The sequence below is a fragment of the Nocardia xishanensis NBRC 101358 genome (assembly GCF_001613365.1).
Taxonomy (GTDB): Bacteria; Actinomycetota; Actinomycetes; order Mycobacteriales; family Mycobacteriaceae; genus Nocardia; species Nocardia xishanensis.
The window spans coordinates 13,704-35,270 of the sequence record NZ_BDCF01000038.1 but is presented as its reverse complement, the minus strand read 5'-3'; the positions used below and the strand labels follow the sequence as shown (position 1 = coordinate 35,270).

The 21,567-nt window shown below is 70.8% G+C and carries 19 protein-coding genes; 9 read left to right on the top strand and 10 right to left on the bottom strand.

The genetic code is table 11. The annotated features are described in order from the left end of the window. Positions 1-92 precede the first annotated feature (92 nt). Positions 93-1,448: a DUF4192 domain-containing protein gene (locus NX1_RS25130; protein WP_084501741.1), complete on the top strand. Its 1,356-nt coding sequence runs from the start codon at positions 93-95 to the stop codon at positions 1,446-1,448. Positions 1,449-1,498: 50 nt separating this feature from the next. Here the strand turns inward: NX1_RS25130 and galE are convergent, their stop codons facing one another. Both galE and NX1_RS25120 read right to left on the bottom strand, forming a co-directional pair. Continuing rightward, positions 1,499-2,479: a UDP-glucose 4-epimerase GalE gene (gene galE / locus NX1_RS25125; protein ID WP_068064048.1), complete on the bottom strand. Its 981-nt coding sequence runs from the start codon at positions 2,477-2,479 to the stop codon at positions 1,499-1,501. A gap of 3 nt (positions 2,480-2,482) precedes the next feature. Continuing rightward, positions 2,483-3,172, bottom strand: coding sequence for an iron-dependent transcriptional repressor DtxR (locus NX1_RS25120; RefSeq protein ID WP_068064046.1), 690 nt, complete (start codon positions 3,170-3,172; stop codon positions 2,483-2,485). A 185-nt stretch (positions 3,173-3,357) separates the two neighbouring features. Here NX1_RS25120 and NX1_RS25115 point away from each other — a divergent pair, with 185 nt between their 5' ends. The 3 genes from NX1_RS25115 to NX1_RS25105 all read left to right on the top strand — a co-directional run bounded on the left by NX1_RS25115 (position 3,358) and on the right by NX1_RS25105 (position 7,729). Continuing rightward, positions 3,358-4,623 carry an acetoin utilization protein AcuC gene (locus NX1_RS25115; RefSeq protein ID WP_068064044.1) on the top strand — a complete coding sequence of 422 codons (1,266 nt, stop codon included), beginning with the start codon at positions 3,358-3,360 and terminating at the stop codon, positions 4,621-4,623. Further along, positions 4,616-7,303 carry a bifunctional acetate--CoA ligase family protein/GNAT family N-acetyltransferase gene (locus tag NX1_RS25110; RefSeq protein WP_068064042.1) on the top strand — a complete coding sequence of 896 codons (2,688 nt, stop codon included), beginning with the start codon at positions 4,616-4,618 and terminating at the stop codon, positions 7,301-7,303. The genes NX1_RS25115 and NX1_RS25110 overlap by 8 nt, the downstream gene beginning before the upstream one ends. Before the next feature lie 120 nt (positions 7,304-7,423). Then, positions 7,424-7,729: a DUF4333 domain-containing protein gene (locus NX1_RS25105; protein ID WP_068064040.1), complete on the top strand. Its 306-nt coding sequence runs from the start codon at positions 7,424-7,426 to the stop codon at positions 7,727-7,729. 135 nt (positions 7,730-7,864) lie between these two features. Here the strand turns inward: NX1_RS25105 and NX1_RS25100 are convergent, their stop codons facing one another. The 3 genes from NX1_RS25100 to NX1_RS25090 form a co-directional block, all read right to left on the bottom strand. Continuing rightward, positions 7,865-8,833, bottom strand: a complete 969-nt coding sequence (locus NX1_RS25100; RefSeq protein ID WP_068064038.1) for a sigma-70 family RNA polymerase sigma factor — start codon at positions 8,831-8,833, stop codon at positions 7,865-7,867. A gap of 210 nt (positions 8,834-9,043) precedes the next feature. Continuing rightward, positions 9,044-10,561 carry a DUF7782 domain-containing protein gene (locus NX1_RS25095; RefSeq protein WP_068064036.1) on the bottom strand — a complete coding sequence of 506 codons (1,518 nt, stop codon included), beginning with the start codon at positions 10,559-10,561 and terminating at the stop codon, positions 9,044-9,046. 95 nt (positions 10,562-10,656) lie between these two features. Continuing rightward, on the bottom strand, positions 10,657-11,397 hold the full coding sequence (locus NX1_RS25090) for a VOC family protein (protein WP_068064034.1): 741 nt from the start codon (positions 11,395-11,397) through the stop codon (positions 10,657-10,659). A 198-nt stretch (positions 11,398-11,595) separates the two neighbouring features. On the opposite strand from NX1_RS25090, the gene NX1_RS25085 reads away from it, so the two are divergent. Next, positions 11,596-12,882 carry an MFS transporter gene (locus NX1_RS25085; protein WP_068064116.1) on the top strand — a complete coding sequence of 429 codons (1,287 nt, stop codon included), beginning with the start codon at positions 11,596-11,598 and terminating at the stop codon, positions 12,880-12,882. A 4-nt stretch (positions 12,883-12,886) separates the two neighbouring features. Here the strand turns inward: NX1_RS25085 and NX1_RS25080 are convergent, their stop codons facing one another. Further along, positions 12,887-13,303: a DUF3099 domain-containing protein gene (locus tag NX1_RS25080; RefSeq protein WP_084501740.1), complete on the bottom strand. Its 417-nt coding sequence runs from the start codon at positions 13,301-13,303 to the stop codon at positions 12,887-12,889. Between the two features lie 108 nt (positions 13,304-13,411). Here NX1_RS25080 and NX1_RS25075 point away from each other — a divergent pair, with 108 nt between their 5' ends. Next, positions 13,412-13,648, top strand: coding sequence for a DUF3039 domain-containing protein (locus tag NX1_RS25075; protein WP_169812280.1), 237 nt, complete (start codon positions 13,412-13,414; stop codon positions 13,646-13,648). 20 nt (positions 13,649-13,668) lie between these two features. Here NX1_RS25075 and NX1_RS25070 read toward each other — a convergent pair whose 3' ends face one another. Next, on the bottom strand, positions 13,669-14,778 hold the full coding sequence (locus tag NX1_RS25070) for a YihY/virulence factor BrkB family protein (RefSeq protein ID WP_068064029.1): 1,110 nt from the start codon (positions 14,776-14,778) through the stop codon (positions 13,669-13,671). Positions 14,779-14,945: 167 nt separating this feature from the next. On the opposite strand from NX1_RS25070, the gene NX1_RS25065 reads away from it, so the two are divergent. Then, complete coding sequence (locus NX1_RS25065; protein ID WP_068064027.1) at positions 14,946-16,712, top strand: DEAD/DEAH box helicase; 1,767 nt, start codon at positions 14,946-14,948, stop codon at positions 16,710-16,712. A 12-nt stretch (positions 16,713-16,724) separates the two neighbouring features. Here the strand turns inward: NX1_RS25065 and NX1_RS25060 are convergent, their stop codons facing one another. Continuing rightward, a complete protein-coding gene (locus tag NX1_RS25060; RefSeq protein WP_068064025.1) occupies positions 16,725-17,321 on the bottom strand; it encodes a TetR/AcrR family transcriptional regulator in 597 nt (198 codons plus the stop codon). A 104-nt stretch (positions 17,322-17,425) separates the two neighbouring features. Between NX1_RS25060 and NX1_RS25055 the strand changes: the two genes are divergently transcribed. Further along, positions 17,426-18,166 (top strand): SDR family NAD(P)-dependent oxidoreductase, encoded by a 741-nt coding sequence (locus NX1_RS25055; RefSeq protein ID WP_068064022.1) that lies wholly within the window; start codon positions 17,426-17,428, stop codon positions 18,164-18,166. Between the two features lie 3 nt (positions 18,167-18,169). Here the strand turns inward: NX1_RS25055 and NX1_RS25050 are convergent, their stop codons facing one another. Together NX1_RS25050 and NX1_RS25045 are read right to left on the bottom strand one after the other, a co-directional pair. Next, positions 18,170-18,715, bottom strand: coding sequence for a hypothetical protein (locus NX1_RS25050; protein ID WP_068064021.1), 546 nt, complete (start codon positions 18,713-18,715; stop codon positions 18,170-18,172). Continuing rightward, positions 18,715-20,628: a DEAD/DEAH box helicase gene (locus tag NX1_RS25045; RefSeq protein ID WP_068064019.1), complete on the bottom strand. Its 1,914-nt coding sequence runs from the start codon at positions 20,626-20,628 to the stop codon at positions 18,715-18,717. Before NX1_RS25045 ends, NX1_RS25050 begins: the two co-directional genes overlap by 1 nt. 61 nt (positions 20,629-20,689) lie before the next feature. Between NX1_RS25045 and NX1_RS25040 the strand changes: the two genes are divergently transcribed. Then, complete coding sequence (locus NX1_RS25040; RefSeq protein ID WP_068064017.1) at positions 20,690-21,445, top strand: TetR/AcrR family transcriptional regulator; 756 nt, start codon at positions 20,690-20,692, stop codon at positions 21,443-21,445. Positions 21,446-21,567 lie beyond the last annotated feature (122 nt).

The window sequence follows — 21,567 nt, the reverse complement described above, 5'->3', positions numbered from 1 at the left end:
GGTTCGTCCACAGTGTGCCCGCTATCCACAGGGGCGTTGTTTCCGCAGGTCGGGCGGGCGGCGGCGGTCCGGGCGGCGCGCAGGATGGCGGCATGACGACTCCAGCGAACCCGCCCCGCGACGCAGGGGCCCGGCGCGGCGGCGGCGAGAGCGGCGAACCGGCCGGCCCGCCCGCACGGCAGCACAGCGACTCGGCGCGCATCGACCGGCGGCCGCAACGTGTACGGCCGCGATTGTGTCTACGCCCCTCCTTCGTCGGCTCACGGACCCGCAGGACGGGCGAGGAGGACGATCCGGCGGCTGGTGTGCTGTGCGGACAGCCGTCGCCGGTGTACCGCGGCGGGTATTCGGCGCGGCCGTTGCGGGTCGACGATCCGGGCGAACTGATCGCCGCGGTCCCCGCGATGGTCGGCTTCTATCCGTCTCGCTCCCTCGTCGTCGCGGTGCTCGGGCCCAGCGAGCCCGGCGCGAGCCCGGCCATAGCCGCGGTGCTGCGGTTCGACCTGGAGCCCGAGGGCGGGCGTCGTGGTCTCGCCGCGTCGTTCGCGGCACTGATCGGCCAGATCTGCGCCGCGGAGCGCGCGACCGAGGTGTTGGCGGTGATCGTCGACGACCGAGCGGGCCGACCCGCGCGCAAGGCCCAGCGTGGCGCGCGATCCGGTGCGGCAGGCCGGGCGTTGATCGGCGCGCTGGCCGAACGACTCGGCGCCGACGGCATTCGGATCGGCGGAGCGTGGGCGGTGGCGGCAATCGAGGAGGGGCGGCCGTGGTGGAGCCTGTCCGACCGGTCCGAGGGCGGCGCGGTGCCGGATCCGAGCGCGTCCACGGTGGCGTTGGCGCATGTGCTGGACGGGCGGCCGATCCTGCGCTCCCGCTCGGAGCTCACCGACCGCGTGGCAGTGGACGCGGCGCTGTGCGCCGAGGTCGGCGCGGAGCTCGACAGCGCGGTGGCGGTGGCCAGGGACCGGTTCGCCAGGGCGGTACGGCACGACGAGCTGCCCGGATATCGCAGGCGATCGCTGGAACATGTGCTGTGGCAGGTCGCCAACATCGAATCCGGCGCTCTGCTGACCGCTCCGGAGATCGCGGAAATCGTTGCGGCCCTGCGCGATCGGGTGGTCCGCGACGCGATGTTCGCGCTGGCCGCGGGCGACCATGCGGCCGCCGCCGAACGGCTTTGGCTGACCCTGGCCCGCGGTTCCTCCGGGTCGGATCGCGCGGAGTTCGCGGCCCTGCTCGGCTACAGCGCCTACCTGCGCGGCGACGGGCCGTTCGCCGGCATCGCGCTGGAGGCGGCCTTGGATGCCGACCCGTCCAACGCGATGGCGATTCTGCTGGAGACCGCGTTACGCGCGGGCATGCGTCCGGAACAGCTGCGCAGGCTCGCCCGCAGCGGCTACGCCACCGCCGCGTGGCTGGGCGTCGACCTCGGACCGATGATCCGATGAGCGGGGGTCGGCGCGGTCCGGCGCGGCGGCTCGGCCGGTTCGGCGTGTGGCTACGGCGCGCTGTGCGCGCGGGAACCCAGCGAGCGCAGGAACTCCCAAGCGTCGGCGACGATCTCGTCGAGATCGTTGTGCTCGGGCCGCCAGCCGAGTTCGGCGATCGCCCGTTCGCTGGAGGCGATCAGTGTGGCCGGGTCGCCGGGGCGGCGCGGCGCGTCCTGGGCGGCGATGGGCAGGCCGGTGACCCGCTCGCACGCCGAGATCACTTCGCGCACCGAGAATCCCGCGCCGCTGCCGAGGTTGTAGACGCGATGCACGCCGGCCTCGGCCGAGCTCAGCGCCAGCAGGTGGGCCTGGGCGAGATCGCGGATGTGGATGTAGTCGCGCACCGCGGTGCCGTCGGGAGTCGGCCAGTCGGTGCCGAAGACCGAGATGGCCTTGCGGTGGCCGAGCGCGACCTGGAGCACGAGCGGGATGAGATGCGTTTCCACCACGCGGTTTTCGCCGAGGCCGCCGTAGGCGCCCGCGACGTTGAAGTATCGGAGGCTGGTCGCGGCCAGGCCGTGTGCGATCGCGTAGGAGGTGATCGCGTGGTCGATGGCGAGTTTCGACGCGCCGTAGGGGTTGGTCGGGCGGGTCGGCGCGTCCTCGGTGATCGGCACCTGCTCGGGTTCGCCGTACACGGCGGCGGTCGAGGAGAACACCAGGCGCGGCGTGCCCGTCAGCCGCATGGCCTCGAGCAGCTCCAGCGTCTTGACGACATTGCCGTGCCAGTACTTCTCCGGCTGCTGCACCGACTCGCCGACCAGCGACTGGGCCGCGAAATGCAGCACGCCGTCGAAGGTTTCGTCGCGCAACAGCGCGGGCGCGAGCTCGGCGACATCGCCCTCGACGAAGCGCGCGTCCGCGGGGACGCCGTCGGCGTTACCGGTGGACAGATCGTCGACGACGACCACCTCGTGGCCGTCCTCCAGCAGCACCTGCGCGCAGACACCCCCGACGTAGCCCGCGCCACCCGTGACCAGAAGTTTCACGGATCAGACCAGCTTCACTTGGACGGCGTGGGCCATTTCGTCCGACAGCTCGAAGCCGCTGTCGTGGCCGGGCACGCTGATGATCACGGATCCGGGCTTGGTCTCGACCGTCACGCGCGCGTCGGGCACCACACCGGCCTCGCGCAGCTGGCCGATGACCTCGGGGTCGGTCTGGATGTGCTCGGCGAGGCGGCGCACGACGACCGCGTGCAGCGGGCCGTGCGGCAGGTCCGACAGTCGCACCAGAGTCTCCTCGACCGAGGTGGGCGCGGTGATGCCGAGCTCGTCCAGACCGGGGATGGGGTTGCCGTACGGGGAGGTGGTGGGGTGGTTGAGCACCTCGACGAGCCGCCGCTCGACGTCCTCGCTCATCACGTGCTCCCAGCGGCACGCCTCGGCGTGCACGTTCTGCCAGTCGAGGCCGATGATGTCGACCAGGAGCCGCTCGGCGAGCCGGTGCTTGCGCATCACCGCGACGGCCATGCTGCGGCCCTTCTCGGTGAGCTCGAGATGGCGATCGCCCGCGACGAGCAGCAGCCCGTCGCGCTCCATGCGCGCGACCGTCTGACTCACGGTCGGGCCGCTCTGCTCGAGGCGCTCGGCGATCCGGGCGCGCAGGGGCACCACGCCCTCCTCCTCGAGGTCGTAGATGGTACGGAGATACATCTCCGTGGTGTCGACCAGATCCTTCACCTGTTACCCCTTCGTCGGCACGAATTCTACCCACGCACGGCGACAGCACCGTGTGCCGTGTCGGTTCGCGTCCCACCATCGGAACCCTGTCGGCGCACGGCCTGTCGCCGTGTTCGTACTTGCTCTCTTTCTACTGCATACAAACGTCCGACGGGGCGCGTAGCTTCCCGCGTACCGTTGCGAGCATGGCCACTGCACCCTCGGCATCGTCCCGCGAGCCAGGGGCGCACCGGAGTTCGGGCACCGTCGTGTGGAGCGATCGCTACCTCGACTACAGCTGGACGCCGGAGCACCCCATGAAACCGGCGCGCCTGAAGTTCACCATGACGCTGGCCGAAAGCCTGGGATTGCTCGACGGTGTCGAGCGGCTGGAGCCCGCGCCCGCCGACCGCGGCGATCTGCTGCGCGTCCACACGGCCGATTACATCGAGGCGGTCGAGCACGCGGTCGCGCCCGCCGACGAGCCACTCGCCCCGCCTTACGGTCTCGGTTCGCCGGACAACCCGGTGTTCCCGCGCATGCACCAGGCGGCCTCGATCATCGTCGGCGGCACGCTCGCCGCGGCGCGCGAGATCGCCGAGGGCCGCACCAGGCGGGCGGTCAGCATCGGCGGCGGCATGCACCACGCGATGGCCTCGACCGCCTCGGGCTTCTGCATATACAACGATGCGGCCGTGGCGATCTCCTGGCTGCTCGAGCACGGTTTCGACCGCATCGCCTACCTCGATGTCGACGTGCACCATGCCGACGGGGTGCAGCGCGTCTTCTACGCGGACCCGCGGGTGCTGACCGTCTCGATCCATCAGCACCCGGCGACCCTGTGGCCCAACACCGGCTGGCCGGAGGAGACCGGCGTCGGCGCGGCCGACGGCACCGCGATCAACCTCGCGCTGCTGCCAGGCACCCGGGATGCCCAGTGGCTGCGGGGTTTCCACGCGGTGGTGCCCAGCGCGGTGGCGGCGTTCCGCCCGCAGATCGTGGTGAGCCAATGCGGTGTGGACACGCATCGCGAGGACCCGCTCGCCGATATGGAGCTCACGGTGGACGGGCAGCGCGCGGCGTTCCATGCTATGCGCGATCTCGCCGACCGATACGCGGAGGGACGCTGGCTCGCGCTCGGCGGCGGCGGTTACGGTCTGGTCCGGGTGGTGCCGCGATCCTGGACCCACCTGCTGGCCACCGCGCTGGACCGTGACATCGCGCCGGAAACCGCGGTGCCGCAGAAGTGGATCGATATGGTTCGCTCCGTGGCGCCGAACACGGAGCCGCCGCGCACCATGGGCGAAGGGGGCGACATCACATACCGTCCGTGGGACGGTCCCGGCGGGACCGGGGAAACTGGAGACGCGCGCGCCGATCGTGCGCAGCGGGCCGTCGACACGGCCGTATTGGCAACGCGCCGAGCCAGCTTCGGATTGCTCGGCTTGGACCCGGAGGACCCCCGTGACTGAGCAGATTCCCGTCCCGGACTCTCCGTCCACCCCCGCGACGCCGCCCCCGCCGCCGCAGCACTGGTTCGCCGACGTGCTCGCCTCCGACGGTGGAGTGGTGCGGCTGCGGCCGGTGACCCCCGAGGACGGCGACCAGCTCCAGGAATTCCACGCCGCCCTCTCCGACCGCACCAGGTACCTGCGGTATTTCGGTCCCTACCCGCGCATCTCGCCCAAGGACCTGTACCGGACCACCCACCTCGACTACCACAACCGGGTCGGGCTGGTGGTGGAGCTCGGTGAGCAGATCATCGCCGTCGGCCGCTACGAACTGCTCGACCGCACCGGCCCCCGCTCGGCCGAGGTCGCCTTCGTGGTGGCCGACGAGCACCAGGGCCGCGGACTGGGCTCCATCCTGCTCGAGCACCTGGCGGGCGCCGCGGCGGAGAGCAAGATCGAGACCTTCGTCGCCGAGGTGCTCGCCGAGAACACCGTGATGGTCACCGTGTTCCGGGAGGCGGGCTATCAGGTCGAGCGCAGCAGGGACGGCTCGGTGCTGCACTTGGAGTTCGCCATCGACCCCACCGAAGCCTTGGTGTCGGTGCGGGATTCGCGGGAACGCGCCTCCGAGGCGCGCAGCGTCGGGAATCTGCTCGCGCCTGGTTCGGTCGCGGTGATCGGCGCAACGCCCGCCGCGGGCCGGGTCGGCGGTGTGGTGCTGGCGAATCTGCTGTCGGGTGTGTTCCAGGGGCCGGTGTATCCGGTCAATCCCACCCGGAAGTCGGTGCGCGGCGTCCGTGCCTACGCCACCGTGCGCGAGATTCCCGACGAAGTGGACCTGGCGGTGGTCGCGGTGCCCGCCGCGGCGATCGACTCGGTCCTCGACGACTGTATGGCCAAGGGCGTCAAGGGCTTGGTGGTGCTCACCGCCGGTTTCGGCGAGACCGGTCCGGAGGGCCTCGCCGCCGAACGCGACCTGGTGGCTGCCGCCAGGGTGCACGGCATGCGGGTGGTCGGCCCCAGCGCGCTCGGCATCGCGAACACCGATCCGGCGGTGTCGTTGAACGCGACGCTGGCGCCGGTGCTGCCCGCGCGCGGGCGGATCGGGTTCTTCTGTCAGTCCGGCCCGTTGGGCGCCGCCATTCTCGGCGAGGCCGCCGCGCGCAACCTGGGGCTGTCCACGTTCGTCTCGGCGGGCAACCGCGCCGACGTGTCCGGCAACGACCTGCTCCAGTACTGGGACACCGCGCCCGACACCGACGTGATCCTGTTGTACTTGGAGAGTTTCGGTAACCCGCGCAAGTTCTCGCGGATCGCGCGCCGGGTGGCACGCAGCAAACCGATCGTCGCGGTGAGCAGCGGGCGACAGGCGGGGCGCAGCCAGCCGCCGCGCGACATGGATCGCTCGATCGTGCGAGATCTGTTCGCGCAGGCGGGCATCGTGCAGGTGGACTCGATCTCGGAGTTGTTCGACTGCGCCGCGCTGCTCGGCTACCAGCCGCTGCCCGGCGGGTCCCGGCTGGCGGTGATCAGCAACAGCACCGCGCTGAGCTGGCTGGCCGTCGACGCGGCCCGCGGCGAGGGCCTGGATGTGGCCGAACCGGTGAACCTCGGTCCGCAGGCGACGCCGGGCGCCTATCTGGACGCCGTGGTCGAGGCCCTGCGCGCGACCGAGATTGATTCCGTCATCGTGGTTTTCGCGCCGCCGGTGCCGTTGCCGATGGCCGGATTCGCCGACGCCATCCGGTCGGCCGCCGCGGCGGTGCCCGAGGCGGGCAAGCCGATTCTCACCACCTTCATCGCCGAGCAGGGCATCCCGCATCTGCTCGCGGTGCGCGGCCAGGGTGGGATGGCATTGCGTGGATCGATTCCGTCGTATCCGGATCCCGAACGGGCGGCGCGGGCTTTGGCCCGGGTCCGCCGCTACGCGGAGTGGCGGGACAAGCCGGCTTCGGTGGTGGTGCGACCTGACGGGATCGACACCGAGCGGGCCAGAAGACTGGTGGCGCGGTGGATGGGCGATTCCGGTGGTCGCTGGCTGACGGACTTGGAAGCCGCCGAACTGCTCACCTGTTACGGCATCCAGGTGGTCGAGTTCCGCGAGGTGCGCGACGCCGAGCAGGCGGTGGCCGCGGCGGAGGAGCTGGGATATCCGGTGGCGGCGAAGGCGACCGGGGAAATGTGGCGGCGCAGACCGGATCTGACGGGCGTGCGCCTCGACCTGTGGCGACCGGAGGCGGTGCGGCAGGCCTACACCGACCTGGTGGAGGTCTGCGGCGATCCGGTGCTGCACATCCAGAAGATGGCGACCAAGGGCGTCGGTTGCATCCTGCGTGTCCAGGACGACCCGTCGTTCGGATCGGTGATCGAATTCGGCCTGTCCGGCATGATCATCGAAATGCTCGGCGACCGCGCCTACCGCGCGCTGCCGCTGACCAGCGACGAGGCGGCGGCCCTGATCGACGCGCCACGCGCGGCCCCGCTGCTGTCCGGCACGCCCGCCAGCCCGCGGGTGGACAAGGCTACGCTCGCCGAACTGGCCCAACGCATTTCGGCACTGTTCGACGACATCCCGGAAATGCGCGAGCTGTCTTTCGATCCGGTGCTGGCCTCGCCGACCTCGGCGGAGATCCTCTACGCGCGGGGCCGCATCGGTCCCGAGCCGAGCCGGTTCGATGTCGGCCCGCGCCGATTGGCGTGAGCACCGCGACCGGCCTGCTGCTGCCGATCGGCTTCGGGGGCACGTCGGCGTTAACGGCCCTTGTGCGGCACCCGATCTGGTGAAGATCCGAAGGATTCGACCAGAGAGGTTCGTGTCGCCATGAAAGCCATCGCCCTTGCCGGGTTGTTCGCCGCGTTCCTTGCCGCGGGTTGCTCGGTGGAGATCGGTTCCACCACGCCCGAGGTGAAGGAGAGCGAGCTGGAGAAGTCGGTGAAGCAGACATTGACCGAGCAGGTCGGGCAAACGCCCGACGCGATCGATTGCCCGGGCGATTTGGCGGGCAAGGTCGGCACGACCATGCGCTGCACTTTGGCGGCGGGCGGTGACACGCTCGGTCTCACCGTCACGGTGACCTCGGTGGAAGGCGACACGGTCAACTACGACGTCGCCGTCGACCCGGCCTGAGCAAGAGTTCGCCGACCGGTTCGCGCGGAACCCGGAGGGGACGGGTCGCGCGGACACCGGTCGGCGTCTATGCGGTGACGCGTCGGCCACCAAGCCGGACGCCGGGGCGCCTCGGAAACACCCGGCGTCGATGGGTCAGCTGGCGTAGGCCCGCAGGCGGTCGGCCCGCTCGCCCTTGCGCAGCTTCGCCATGACCTCACGCTCGATCTGACGCACCCGCTCGCGGGACAGACCGAAGAGCTTGCCGATCTGATCCAGGGTGCGGGGCTGACCGTCGTCGAGGCCGAAGCGCAGGCGGATGACCTGCTGTTCACGCTCGTCCAGGGTGGCGAGCACGCTGCGCACGTCGTGGTGCAGCAGTCCGGCGATCACCGCGGACTCGGCCGAGGTGGCCTCGGAGTCCTCGATGAAATCGCCCAGCGGCGCCTCTTCGTCGTTGCCGACCGGCATGTCCAGGCTCACCGGATCGCGGCTGTGGTCGAGCAGATCGGAGATCTTGTCGACCGGGATGCCCGACTCGTTGGCCAGCTCTTCGTCGGTGGCTTCGCGGCCGAGCTGCTGGTGCAGTTCACGCTTGATCCTGGCCAGCTTGTTCACCTGCTCGACGAGGTGGACGGGGAGCCGGATGGTGCGGCTCTGATCGGCCATGCCGCGGGTGATCGCCTGCCGGATCCACCAGGTGGCGTACGTCGAGAACTTGAAGCCCTTGGCGTAGTCGAACTTCTCCATGGCCCTGATCAGGCCGAGATTGCCCTCTTGGATGAGGTCCAGCAGCGGCATGCCGCGGCCGGTGTAGCGCTTGGCGAGCGAGACCACGAGGCGCAGGTTGGCTTCGAGTAGGTGCGCCCGTGCGGACTGGCCGTCGCGCACAATGATGGCGAGATCCTTCTTCCGGCCGGCGGAAAGCCGCTTGCCCGTTTCCAGCAGGTGCTGGGCGTAGAGGCCCGCCTCGATGCGCTTGGCCAGCTCGACCTCGTCGGCAGCCGAGAGCAGCGCGGTGCGACCGATTCCGTTCAGGTACACGCGTACCAAGTCGGCGGCAGGGCTCTGGGCGTCGAGGTCCGATTCGCTGGTGCGCACTCGAGTGGTGGCGGGGCTGGTCATGACTTGCCTCCTGTCGGTGGTGTCTCACTCCGATCAACGGACCCGACAGAGAGAAAGTTCCCCGCTGGTGCCCCGATAAACCGACCCTGAACTGCGGTTTCGGTCACCTACGTCTGAGAAGTTCCTGAGAACCCCCGCGGGTGGGAACGGGCTCCCTGTCCGATGCCTCCGCCGACGCATACCCGGTTGCCCCGTGCTTACACGGGCGGCTCACACGGGCGCGATCAACCCGTGCCGGACCAGTCCGGCCACGACGGTCAGCGCGTCGGCCGCGAACTCCGGCGTCACCTCTTCGAATCCGTGGGCGAGCGCCAGCAGTTCGATCAGTTCGTACAACGGCAGCCCGTCCGGCCGCATTCCCGCGACCAGCGAGATCGTCGTCTCATCCACCTCGTGCTGCCAGCGCGGACCGTCGCCGCGGTGCAGTCGCGCGACGCGTTCCTCCCAGCCCTCGGCTCCCGCGAGGAACACCCGCTCCAGCGCGGTCGCCTCCGCGACCGCGAAACGTGCCGACCAGGCGAGGTTTTCGTTCCCGGCCACCGCGCGCAGCCAGGCCGAACGCTCGAAATAGGCGCTCGCCTCGGCGCCGAGCGGGTCGTCGAAGCCGTGTGTCAGGTCCTCGGCGAGCAGTTCGGTGGGGCCGTCGATGGCGCGCAGATAGACGAAGCCGAAGCCGATGCCCGCCACGTCGGCGGCCGCGAAGGCGTCCAGCCACTGTTCGGCGCGGGCCTGCGCCGCCGGATCGCGCGGGTCAAGGCCGGCGTCGCGCAGCCAGGTGCCGACGTAGAGCGCGGGGTCGGCGACGTCGCGTTGGACCACCCATGCGTCGACGCCCTCGGCGGGCAGCCAGGACGAGACGCGCTGACGCCAGTCCTCCCCGTCGACGTGCACCCAAGCCGCCAGCATGGCCGCCGTGCCACCGGGCGCGAGCAGCTCCGGCGCACGGGAGACGACCAGTTCGCTGGCCCCGTCCAGCGCGAGACCCGAATCACGATAGGTGTGCTCGATGCGCGCGGGCCCGACGACGAAGGGCGGATTGGCGACCACCTGGTCGAAACGCCGCCCGGCCACCGGTTCGAACCAGGAACCCTCCAGCAGTTCGATGTCGAGGCCGTTGAGCGCGGCGGTCGCCTCGGCGAGCCACAGCGCCCGCGGGTTCAGGTCGGTCGCGGTGACGGTGCGCCCGTAGGACGCGGCGTGCACCGCCTGCACACCGCAGCCGGTGCCGAGGTCGAGGACCGAGCCGACGGGCCGGGTGGGCGTGGCGCGCAGCAGCGACAGCGACGCGTGACCGACGCCGAGCACGTGATTCTCGGTGAGGGTGCGCCTGCGCATGGAGTCGTCCAGATCCGACAGGATCCAGCGGTTGCCCTCGCCCGCGTCCAGCGGACGCAGATCGAGCGCCGCGCGGACCTCGTCGCCGTCGCGCGCCAGCAGACCCGCCGCGACGGCCCGGTCGACGTCCACCGGCGCGAGCGCCGCCGCCACCTCCCGCTCGGGCAGCGCGTCGCCGAGCAACAGCAGCCGGATCAGCGTGCCGAGTTCACCGGCCGCGCGCGCGGCCCGCCGCACCGGCACCGGCTCGGAACGGCCGAGCGCGGCGTGCACGTCAGGACCCAGCGCCGACAGCAGAGTGTCGGCGTCGTAGCCGACGCGGGTCAGCGCCGTCCGCAGCTCCGGGCACAGGGCGGTGAGCAGGGATCCGGTGGTCGTCTGGTTCGTAGGCACACCGGTACTCTGCCACCGCTGTCGGCGGGCATCCGCAGCCTGTTGCCCGTGTCACCGGGAGGCGAAGCGCGGCGGGGGCCGAACCCGGGTGCGGATCACACGCCGTTCGGATCGCGGCCGGTGATGCAGTACACCGCGTCGGCCGGATCGGTCATCACGATCCAGTGCTCGTAGCGCTGCACCAGGCGGGCGCCGAGGGACTGGTGCCACGCGGCGGTGGCCTCGATGTCGGAGGAGGCCAGATCGATGTGGGCGCTCGCGGGGCGGTCCTCGCCGAGGCGTTGCAGCAGCAGCTGGACCGGCAGCGTCTCCTCGGCGCGCAGGCGGGAGAATTCGGCGAGACGGCCCGGGGTGTGCCGCCATCCGGTGAGGTCGGCCCAAAAACGTGTCTCCACTTCGTGATCGGCGGCGCCGATGTCGAGGCAGACCTGGTCGAGGCGGGTCAGCGTGCCGTCGGGGGCGTGGAAGGCGGGAGCGGGTCGGCCCTTGGCGCGTCCGCTCGGGGTGAAGCAGAAGATCTGGCCGGAGGGCGAACGGAGCACCGCGTAGTCCGGGTGATTGGCGACCAGCTCGGCGTTCAGATCGAGGGCGGTGCGCACGGCGGCGGCGATGTCGTCGACGTCGAAATCCAAGTGCACGCCGGACAGGCCCTGCACCGACTGCATCTTGACCCCGGCCGCGGCGAAGAGCGCGGGATCGGGCAGCAGCGTGAGGAATTGGTCGTCGTCGCCGCGGCGCGGCGAGAGCTGGGTGCCGGTGACGGTCGACCAGAAGGCCGCGCAGTCGTCGAAACGTTGTGTGGGACGGTCGAGGAACGCCCAGACCCAGCGAATCATGTTGTCTCCTGTGCCGCGCGGGACGTGCCCGCGACCGCCGACGTGGTCACTGGGCGACGGCGCACGCGATCGCGCTGCCGTGCCCCGGGACACAGTAGGGCGCGGCCGGTGGGCTGTCGAACCGATTTGGCGGGATCTCGACGTTCTGTGGCATTCGTGCCACTCGTTCGCCGCGCGGTTTTCCGGCAGTCTCAGCGGGTGACCGAACTGCGCACCGCCCCCGCCGAGCCCATCGATTCGGCGCCGCCGCGGTGGCATCCCGCCTGGGGCGTCGCGGCGGTCGGCTTCGTCGCGTTGCTCGGCGCGGCCGCGTTCCGCTCGGTGCCGAGCGTGCTGATGGATCCGCTGCACGCGGAGTTCGGCTGGTCGCACGGCACCATCGGCCTGGCGGTCTCGCTGAATCTGCTGCTCTACGGGCTCATTTCGCCGTTCGCCGCGGCGCTGATGGACAAGTTCGGCATCCGCAGGGTGGTGGCCTGCGCGCTGGTGCTGGTCGCGGCGGGCAGCGGGTCGACCGTCTTCATGACGCAGGCCTGGCAACTGGTCGCCACCTGGGGGTTGCTGGTCGGCGTCGGTGTCGGCTCGATGTCGATGCCGTTCGTGGCGACCATCACCGGGCGCTGGTTCGTGCGGCACCGCGGGCTGGTCACCGGCGTACTGACGGCCGCGGGCGCGACCGGTCAGCTGATCTTCCTCCCGCTGGTCTCGGCGCTTGCGCACGAGCACGGCTGGCGGCTGCCCGCGCTGGTGGTGGCCGGTGCGGCGCTGGCGGTGACGCCGCTGGTGCTCTTGTTCATCCGCGATTTCCCCAGCGACAAGGGCGTTTCCGCGTACGGTGCGGAGCCGGGCTCGACGGTGGGGACGCGCACGACCGTGCGCGGCGGCGCTACGCGGGCGCTCACCGTGCTGGCGCGGATCGCGCGCACGCGCGGATTCTGGTTGCTCGCCGGCGGTTTCGCGGTGTGCGGCGCGTCGACCAACGGCCTGGTCGGCACCCATTTCGTCAGCGCGGCGCACGATCACGGAATGCCGCCGACCACGGCGGCCGGGCTGCTCGCGCTGGTCGGGATATTCGACGTGGCGGGCACCATCGCCTCGGGGTGGCTGACCGATCGGGTCGACCCGCGCTGTCTGCTGCTGGCCTACTACACCCTGCGCGGCGCGTCGCTGTTGATCCTGCCTTCACTGTTCTCGCCGCACACCGAGCCGAGCATGTGGGTCTTCGTGATCTTCTACGGACTGGACTGGATCGCGACCGTTCCCCCGACGGTCGCGCTGTGCAGGGAGCTGTTCGGTGCGGACGGACCGGTGGCCTTCGGGTGGGTCTTCGCCTCGCACCAGATCGGTTCGGCGATCGCGGCGACCGGTGCCGGCGTGCTTCGCGACCTCCAGGGCAGCTACGACACGGCCTGGTACGTGGCGGGCACGCTGTGCGGGCTCGCGGCGCTGATGTCGATCGTCATCCGCAGGCCGGCCGCCGTGTGAGGGTTCACCCGTCGATGGCGTTGTGCGGCCGGGATTCGATAGCCCTGCGCGGCCGGTCCCAGCGGCTCGGCTCGTCCTTGCGACGCGGCGGGCGGTCGTTGGCGATGAGCACCGCGATCCACGGCAGCGGGATGGACGCGCCGATGATGAGCAGCGAGATCAGTGCGCTGCCCCAGGCGCTGTAGGCGACCGCGGCCAGCACCAGCGCGGGAATGCGGAACGCCATCAGGATCGTGTACCTGCGCACCCGGGCGCGATGCTGATCCTCCAGCGAGGGCGCCGCTTCGGTGATGAGCACCGGGTGCTTCTCGTCGCTGCCGGGGAAGTAACCCCGCGAGGGCGGAGGAGCGGAGGGTGTGACGTCCGGGCGAACACCGCGGCCGATGTCGTCGGCGTCGGGGGAGTCGCCGTGCTGCTGCATACCCCGAGTCTTCCACTCCGGTGTCCCGGGCGCACACACCGAGGTCGATTCGTCACCGGGGCCGGGCACGGGCGCGCTGGGACGCCGCCATACGGCATCATGGATTCCGTGAGTACCGACACCCTGGTTCGCCCGGATACGACCACCGACGAGACGACGGGCGACGACACCCCGAAGTTCTTCCACTACGTGAAGAAGGAAAAGATCGCCGAAAGCGCCGTCATGGGCACGGTGGTGGTCGCCCTGTGCGGCGAGGTGTTCCCGGTGACCCGGTCGCCCAAGCCCGGTTCGCCAGTCTGCCCGGAGTGCAAGAAGGTCTACGAGACCCTGCGCAAGGGCGACTGAGTCCGCCTCGCACCGCGTGACTACCCCGAGCTGCGCACCGCGTCCCGCGTGGCCGGGGTGATGTCGCGCGCCGATTCCGCGCTGTTCGCCGCGTCGGCGTCGGCCTCCTCGTCCGGCGTCTCACCGCGCACCTGGTTGGAGATCCACTCCTTCATCTGCTCGATGCGCGTGGCCCTGGCGGGCCAGAACTCCTGCACCGCGGCGTTGAACTCGGCGCCGAGGATCACCGCGAAGCCGAGGAAGAACGTGAACAGCAGGAACGCGATCGGCGTCGCCAGCGCGCCGTAGCTCACGCCGGTCCTGGTGATCCAGGACAGGTACCGGCGTAGTACCTCGCTGGCCGCCATGAAGAAGACACCCGCCACCAGCGCCCCGCCGAACAGCCGGTGCCAGGGCAGCGTGCGGTGCAGCGCCAGTTTGTACAGCGTGGTCAGACCGACGATGAGCAGCAGGCCGACGCCGGGATAGTAGAAGCTGTCCAGTAGTCGCAGGCCCGGTTCCCGCCAGGCGTCCGGCAGCGCGCGTCCGATCATGGCGGGTCCGAGCGCGACGAGCGGCAGGATGAACACCGCCGCCACCAGGAACAGCACGTACAGCAGCAGCGCGAAGATGCGCTGCCACACCGGGTGCCTCGCGTCTTGCTGGTCGTGCGCCTCCACGATCGAGTCGACGAACGTCGCCATGGCCGAGGACCCGGCCCACAGCGAGAGCACGAAGCCGAACGACACCACCGCGCCGCGCCCGCGGCCGAGCACGTCCCCGACGGTCGGTTCGATCAGGTCGTTCACCACGGACTCGCTGAACAACTCGCGACTGAAGGTGATGATCTTGGCGTGCACGATCTCCACGGTGTCGGGCCCGAACCAGCCGCCGACATAGCCGAGACTGCCGAGCACTCCCAGTAGCAGCGGGGCCAGCGACAGGGTCTGCCAGAACGCGGCCGCCGCCGACTTCGCGAAGATCGAATCGCCCCACGCCTTCTGGGCGACCCGGGCGACGAGCCTGCGAGCCTGCCGCCCGGCGTGCTGGATCCGCCGGGCGACGACGCCCGAGTCGCGCGCGGATGCGCCCGCACCACCGCTGTGGATCGGCTCGGGCCCGCTCGCGGGTAGGGATCGGTCGTCGGTCATCGTGACTACAGCATCGCGCACTCCGCGCTCGCGCACCGGTCCGTCACCGCATCGTGTCGGCGGGCATCAGGCGAACACGGGGCTATGCGCGGTGAATTATGTGATGCGGATCGCGACCGCCGCGTCGGTTTGGCGACACGCCGTCCCCGGCCGCTACTGTCTTTTGCGTGACTGGGTCGGATGGCGCTGCGGCGGGAAATGGAGCGACGCCGGGCGATTCGGGAAAGCCGGCATCCGGGGGCGGTTCGCTACGCGCGTGGCAGCGGCGCGCACTCACGAAGTACCTGGCCACGAAGCCGCGCGACTTCCTCGCCGTGGCGACGCCCGGCGCGGGTAAGACCACCTTCGCGCTGCGGGTGGCGGCCGAGCTGCTCGCCGATCGCACCGTGGACCAGATCACCGTCGTCGCGCCGACCGAACACCTCAAGCATCAATGGGCGGCCTCGGCGGCCCGCAACGGCATCCAGCTCGACTCGCGTTTCTCCAACGCCACCGGCGGCACCTCCGGCGATTACCACGGTGTGGTCGTCACCTACGCGCAGGTCGCGTCGCATCCTTCTCGCCACCGGGTGCGCACCGAAAATCGCAGGACACTGGTCGTTCTCGACGAGATCCACCACGCGGGCGACGCCAAGAGCTGGGGTGACGCGGCGGCCGAGGCGTTCGGCGACGCGACCCGCAGGCTGGCGCTGACCGGTACGCCGTTCCGCTCCGACGACAGCCAGATCCCGTTCGTCACCTACGAGCCCGACGAATCCGGCTTCCCGAAGTCGCGGGCCGACCACACCTACGGCTACGCCGAGGCGCTGGCAGACGGCGTCGTCCGTCCGGTGGTCTTCCTGGCCTATTCCGGGGACGCGCACTGGCGCGACAGCGCGGGCGAGGAGCACTCCGCCCGACTCGGCGAGCCGCTCAACGCCGAACAGACCGCGCGCGCCTGGCGCACCGCGCTCGACCCCGCGGGCGACTGGATCTCCGCGGTGCTGCGCGCCGCCGACATCCGGCTGCGCCAGAAGCGCGCCTCCGGCATGCCCGACGCGGGCGGCCTGGTGATCGCCACCGATCAGGAGCGCGCCCGCGACTACGCCGAACTGCTCGAACACATCTCGGGCGAGCGGCCCGCGCTGGTGCTCTCCGACGATCCCGCGTCCTCGAACCGGATCGCCGAATTCAGCAACAACACCCAGCCCTGGATGGTCGCGGTCCGCATGGTGTCCGAGGGCGTCGACGTGCCGCGCCTCGCCGTCGGCGTCTACGCGACCAGCGCCTCGACACCGCTCTACTTCGCCCAGGCCATCGGCCGTTTCGTGCGTGCGCGCCGCGCGGGCGAGACGGCCAGCGTGTTCCTGCCCTCGGTGCCGGTCCTGCTCGATCTGGCCGCGCAGCTGGAGGTGCAGCGCGATCACGTCATCGGCAAGCCGCACCGGGAGAAGAACGGCCTCGACGACGAGCTGCTCGTCGACGCGGCCAAGCAGAAGGACGAGCCGGGCGAGGACGAGAAGAAGTTCATCGCGCTCGCCGCGGACGCCGAACTCGACCAGGTGATCTACGACGGGTCCTCGTTCGGCACCGCGACGTTCGCGGGCAGCGACGAGGAGGCCGACTACCTCGGCATCCCGGGCCTGCTCGACGCCGACCAGATGCGCGCGCTGTTGCGCGACCGGCAGGCCCGTCAGCTGGCCGACCGCGGCGAGGCGAAGTCCGCGACGCCCGCGCCGCAGGTCGCGGCCGCCGCCGAGCGGGTGGCCACCTCGGACCGGCTCGGCGAGCTGCGCAAGGAACTCAACAGCCTGGTGGCCATGCACCACCACCGCACGGGCAAACCGCACGGGGTGATCCACGGCGAGCTGCGCCGCGAGTGCGGCGGGCCGCCGACCGCGCTGGCCACCGCCGAACAGCTCGGCGACCGCATCGCCGCCCTGCGCCGCCGATAGCGCGCCGCGTCGTCAGCCCGCGGGCCACGCCGCCATCGCGCAGTCGATGGACCGGGTGAGCTCGTCCAGCGCCGCGCCGTCCCTGGCTTGGATGGACAGTCCGTAGAGCACCGTCGTGTAGAACGCGGCGAGTGCGGCGGTGTCGGTCTGCGCGGGTAGATCGCCTTCGGCGACCCCGCGGAGCAAGCGCGCGTGGATGTCGTCGGTGGTCCCCCTGCGCTTTTCGACGAGGAAGTCGCGCACGCCGGTATTGCGGGTCGTGTAGGTCGCGCCCGCCAGCACCACCATGCAGCCGTGCGGCTTGTCCTCGACCGTGTATGCCGCGGCGTTGTCGCGCAACATCGCCTCGACGGCGGCACGGGCGGTGGGCTCCTCGCGCAGGGCGCGCTCGGTGTAGCCGCCGTCGGTGCGGCCGTACAGCTCGATGGCTTCCCGGAACAACGCTTCCTTGCCGCCGAACGCGGCGTAGAGGCTGGGCGAGTTGATGCCCATCGCGGCGGTGAGATCGCTCATCGACGCGCCTTCGTAGCCGTGCTCCCAGAACACTTCCATGGCCCGGCGCAGCGCGATCGAGCGGTCGAATGCCCGGGGACGACCCCGTTCGGCCACGGCGAACTCCTTTCTGTGTCGATCGTTAAATATACCCCTTGACGGCGTCGCTGCCGTGGGCTTAGCTATTTATGTACTGATCGACACAAAAAGGAGTAGTACCGATGTCCGACCTGACCGGCAAGGTGGCACTGGTGACCGGCGGCAGCAGGGGGATCGGGGCGGCCATCGCCCGGCGGCTGGCCGCCGCGGGCGCGGACGTCGCGCTGACCTATCAGAGCGCGGAAACCGCCGCGAAATCCGTGGTGGCCGAGGTCGAGGCGTTGGGCAGGCGAGCGATCGCCGTGCGCGCCGACAGCGCGGACGCGGGCGAGGTGGCGGACTCCGTGCACCGCGCCGCCGCGGAACTGGGCAGGCTCGACGTGCTGGTGAACAATGCCGGGATCTTCCCGAGCAAGCCTTTCGAGGAGTTCACCGTCGAGGAGATCGACCGCGCGCTGCACGTGCACGCCCGCGCGGCGTTCGTCGGCGCCCAAGCCGCCGTCGGGCACATGACCGAGGGTGGCCGGATCATCAGCATCGGCAGCAATCTGACCGATCACGCCCCGTTCGGCGGCATCGCGCTCTACAACCTGAGCAAGTCGGCGCTGAACGGATTCACCAAGGCGCTGGCGCGTGAGCTCGGCCCGCGCTCGATCACGGTGAACCTGGTGCAGCCGGGTGCGACCGACACCGACATGAATCCGGCCGACGGCGAACACGCCCCGAACCAAATCGGCCTCACCGCGCTCGGCCGCTTCGGGGCCGCCGACGATGTCGCCGCGACTGTAGCGTTCCTGGCTGGACCCGCAGGCCGCAGCATCACCGGCGCGATTCTCACCGTGGACAGCGGCACCAACGCCTGACGCTCAGCTGGTGAAGTAGCGGGCGGGGTCGAGGGTGTTGATCGGCGTCCAGCGCGGCTGTTCGGCGCTGATCTCCGGATCGCCGTGCGCCGCTTCGAAATACCCTCGGACCTCCAGCGCCAGCCGCGGGTTCTCGTCGACTTGCCGCGCCATGTCGTAGAGCGTCGCCAGGACGTGGACGCAGCGCTCGGTGCGCGCCGAGCACGAGCAGTCGACGGCCGCGAGCTCCGGCGCCGGACGCACACCGGCCGTGACGAGCGCGCGATGCGTCTCGTCGGTCAGCAGCGTCGGATCAGGGATCACCTCGGCGATCGCCGCCACCGCCTGGCCCGGCAGCGGCGCGACCTCCAGGTGGGCCACCGAGGCTTGGCCACCGCGATGGATGTGTGCGCGCACCACGCGGCCCTCGACGGTCGCTCGAACGCCGTGATTGCGGGCGATGCTGCGGGCGCGGGGCAGCAGCGGTTCCGGCCGGGTCTGGCGCAGCGGCTCGGCGAGCCGGACCCAGTCCATGCCCCAGGCGGTGTAGCCGAATTCTTTGTCCGCCATCAGTTCTCTCGCTTCCGCCGCAGGATCTCGACGAGCTGGTCGTCGTCGAGGCGGGCCAGCGCGGCGATGCCCGCCGAGTCCGAGAGGTCGGTCAGCGCGGATTTGCGGTCGTGCATGCCCGCGATGTGCTCCTCGACGGTGGTGCCCGAGGTCAGTGTGGTGACGGTGACGGTGCGGGTCTGGCCGATGCGGTGCGCCCGGTCGGAGGCCTGCGCCTCCACCGCGGGGTTCCACCAGCGGTCGAAGTGGACGACATCGGCGGCGCGGGTCAGCGTGAGGCCGGTGCCCGCCGCCCGCAGGCTCAGCACCAGCACCGGCGGCCCGTCCTCGGCCTGGAAGTCGCGCACGATCGCGGCGCGCGAGGCCTGGTTCAGGCCGCCGTGGAAGAACGGCGCGGTGACGCCGAACTGTTCGGCCAGATGGCGGACCAGCAGTTCACCGGTCTGCCGGTACTGGGTGAAGATCAGTGTCGGGGAATCGGTCTCGAGGTTGGTGGCGATGATGTCGGTGCACAGATCGAGCTTGCCGGAGCGGCCGGCTAGCTCTGCGAGGTCGCCGGTCACCAACCCCGGGTGGTTGCACACCTGCTTGAGCGCGGTGAGCGCGGCGAGCACTCGGCTCTGCCGTTGCGCGCCGGAACCGAACCCGTCGTCGATGGCCCGGTCCAGCAGCCGGTCGTAGAGCTGTTCCTGTTCCGCGGTCAGATCGCAGAGCAGATCGGTGTGGATCTTGGCGGGCAGCGCCGCCGCGACCTGGAACTTCCTGCGCGCCAGCACGACCGGTTCGATGGCGTCGCGCAGCCGGGCGGCGGCCGCCGCCGAACCCTCCTGGATGGGCCGCACGAAGCGGCGGCGGAACTGCCCGCGATGGGCGAACAGGCGCGGTGCGACCAGATGGAGCAGCGCCCACAGCTCTTCCAAGTGATTCTCCACCGGCGTGCCGGTCAGCGCGACCTTCGCGGGGCTGGCGAGTGTGCGGGCGGCCCTGGCGACCTGGGTGCGCGGATTCTTCAGCGCCTGCGCTTCGTCGAACACCGTGCTCGCCCAATCGCGTTCGGCGAGGACGTGGCCGTGCAGCCGCAGGATCGGGTAACCGGCCACGACGACGTCACCGGGGCTCACGGCCAGTTCACCGCCGCGCCACGTGATCGGACGCAGGTCCGGCGCGAAACGGGTGATCTCGTGCGCCCAGTTGCCGACCAGCGAGGTCGGGCAGACCACGAGTTGCGGGCCCTCGGCCGCGCGGCCGAGCAGAAAACCGATGGCTTGCACGGTCTTTCCGAGGCCCATCTCGTCGGCGAGCACCGCGCCGCCGAAGGCGGCGGTCGTCTCGGTCAACCAGCCGACCCCGCGCGCCTGGTAGGGGCGCAGGTCAGCGTGCAACGTCGCCGCCAGGTGCGCGGCCATCGCCTCGGTGTCGAGCAGGGTGTGCAAGGCGCGGGCCTCTGACACGATCGCGGTTCCCGACGCGTCCGGCACCGCGTGGGCCGCGGCGGGTAGCGCGACAAGTTCGCCACGCAGCACGGTGTGCCAAGCCCGCAGCGACGCGCCCGCGTCGGGGAGTCGCTGTGCGTCGAGAGTCTCCGCCTCCGTCGGATCCGGCTCGGTGTGGCGCGTCGACGTCGTCGGGGCGTCGGTGACGTATCCGTTCGCGCTTCCGGTCGGTGTCGTCCCCGAGATCGGGGCCAAGTCGAGTGCCGCGAGTTCCGCGGGCGGGATCAGCGCGCAGTCGACCTCGGTGATCTCGATCGCTCCTCGCCCGCCGGTCGGCACCGCCAGCGCGAGCGTTTCGCGGTCGCCGAGACCGGTGGGAGCGCGTCCCGCGCCGTGACCCGTCCACGTCCACAGCGCGAAGAGATGGCGGTCGGGCAGGTAGGTGGCCTGTGTGCTGCGCAGAGCGAACCCCCAGATCATCGTATGGCGTACGGAGTATGGTGACAACGCACACCGTACCGGGTTTGTTCCGAGGAGCCCCATGGAGAGCGACGACGATCAGGTGAAGCGGCTGCTGCACCTGCTGTGGCGCCAAGCGCTGCCGCCGCGCACGGGCGGGCGCGGACCGAAGCAGACGGTGAGTGTCGACGCCGTCGTCGCGGCCGCCGTCGCGCTGGCCGATCGCGACGGGTACGAGAAGGTGTCGGTCCGCGCGGTCGCGGCCGAGCTCGGTCTGCGGCCGATGAGCCTGTACACCTACGTGCCGAGCAAAGAGGCGCTGACCGTGCTGATGGTCGACGCCGTCGCCGCCGAGGACGCGCCCATCCCCGCCGAGCTTCCGGTGCGGGAGCGGATCGCCGAGATCGCGCGACAGGTGCGCGCCGAGGTGCTCGCCCACCCGTGGCTGCTCGAGGTGTCGCCATGGCGGGCGGTGCTCGGTCCGGGGCGGATGCGGCGTTACGAACGCCAGCTTGCCGTCCTGGAAGGGATCGGTCTCACGGACCTGGCGATGGACCGGGCTGTAGCGGTGCTGACCGAGTTCGCCACCGGGAACGCGCGCATGGCGGTAGCCGCGGCCCGCGGCGCGGCGGAGTTGAGCGACGCGCAGTGGTGGGAGCGCTACCGCCCGGAGCTGACGCGGATCATGCCGGTCGAGGAGTTCCCGCTGGCGGCGCGGGTCGGTGCGGCGGTGGGGGAGCGGTATCAGGCGCCCGCGGACCCGGACGGCGCTTTCGAGTTCGGGGTGGAGCGCCTGCTCGACGGGATTCTGGCCGAGCGTGGACGCGAGCTGATGTGACCTAGAACACTGTGATGTTGGGCACGTATAGCCCTCGAACATGCCGCAGCGGGCGACGATTCGTCGCCCGCTGCGGGTAAGGCCATGTTCTGTTGTTCGATGCTGTTGTGTCGGAAAGCGAA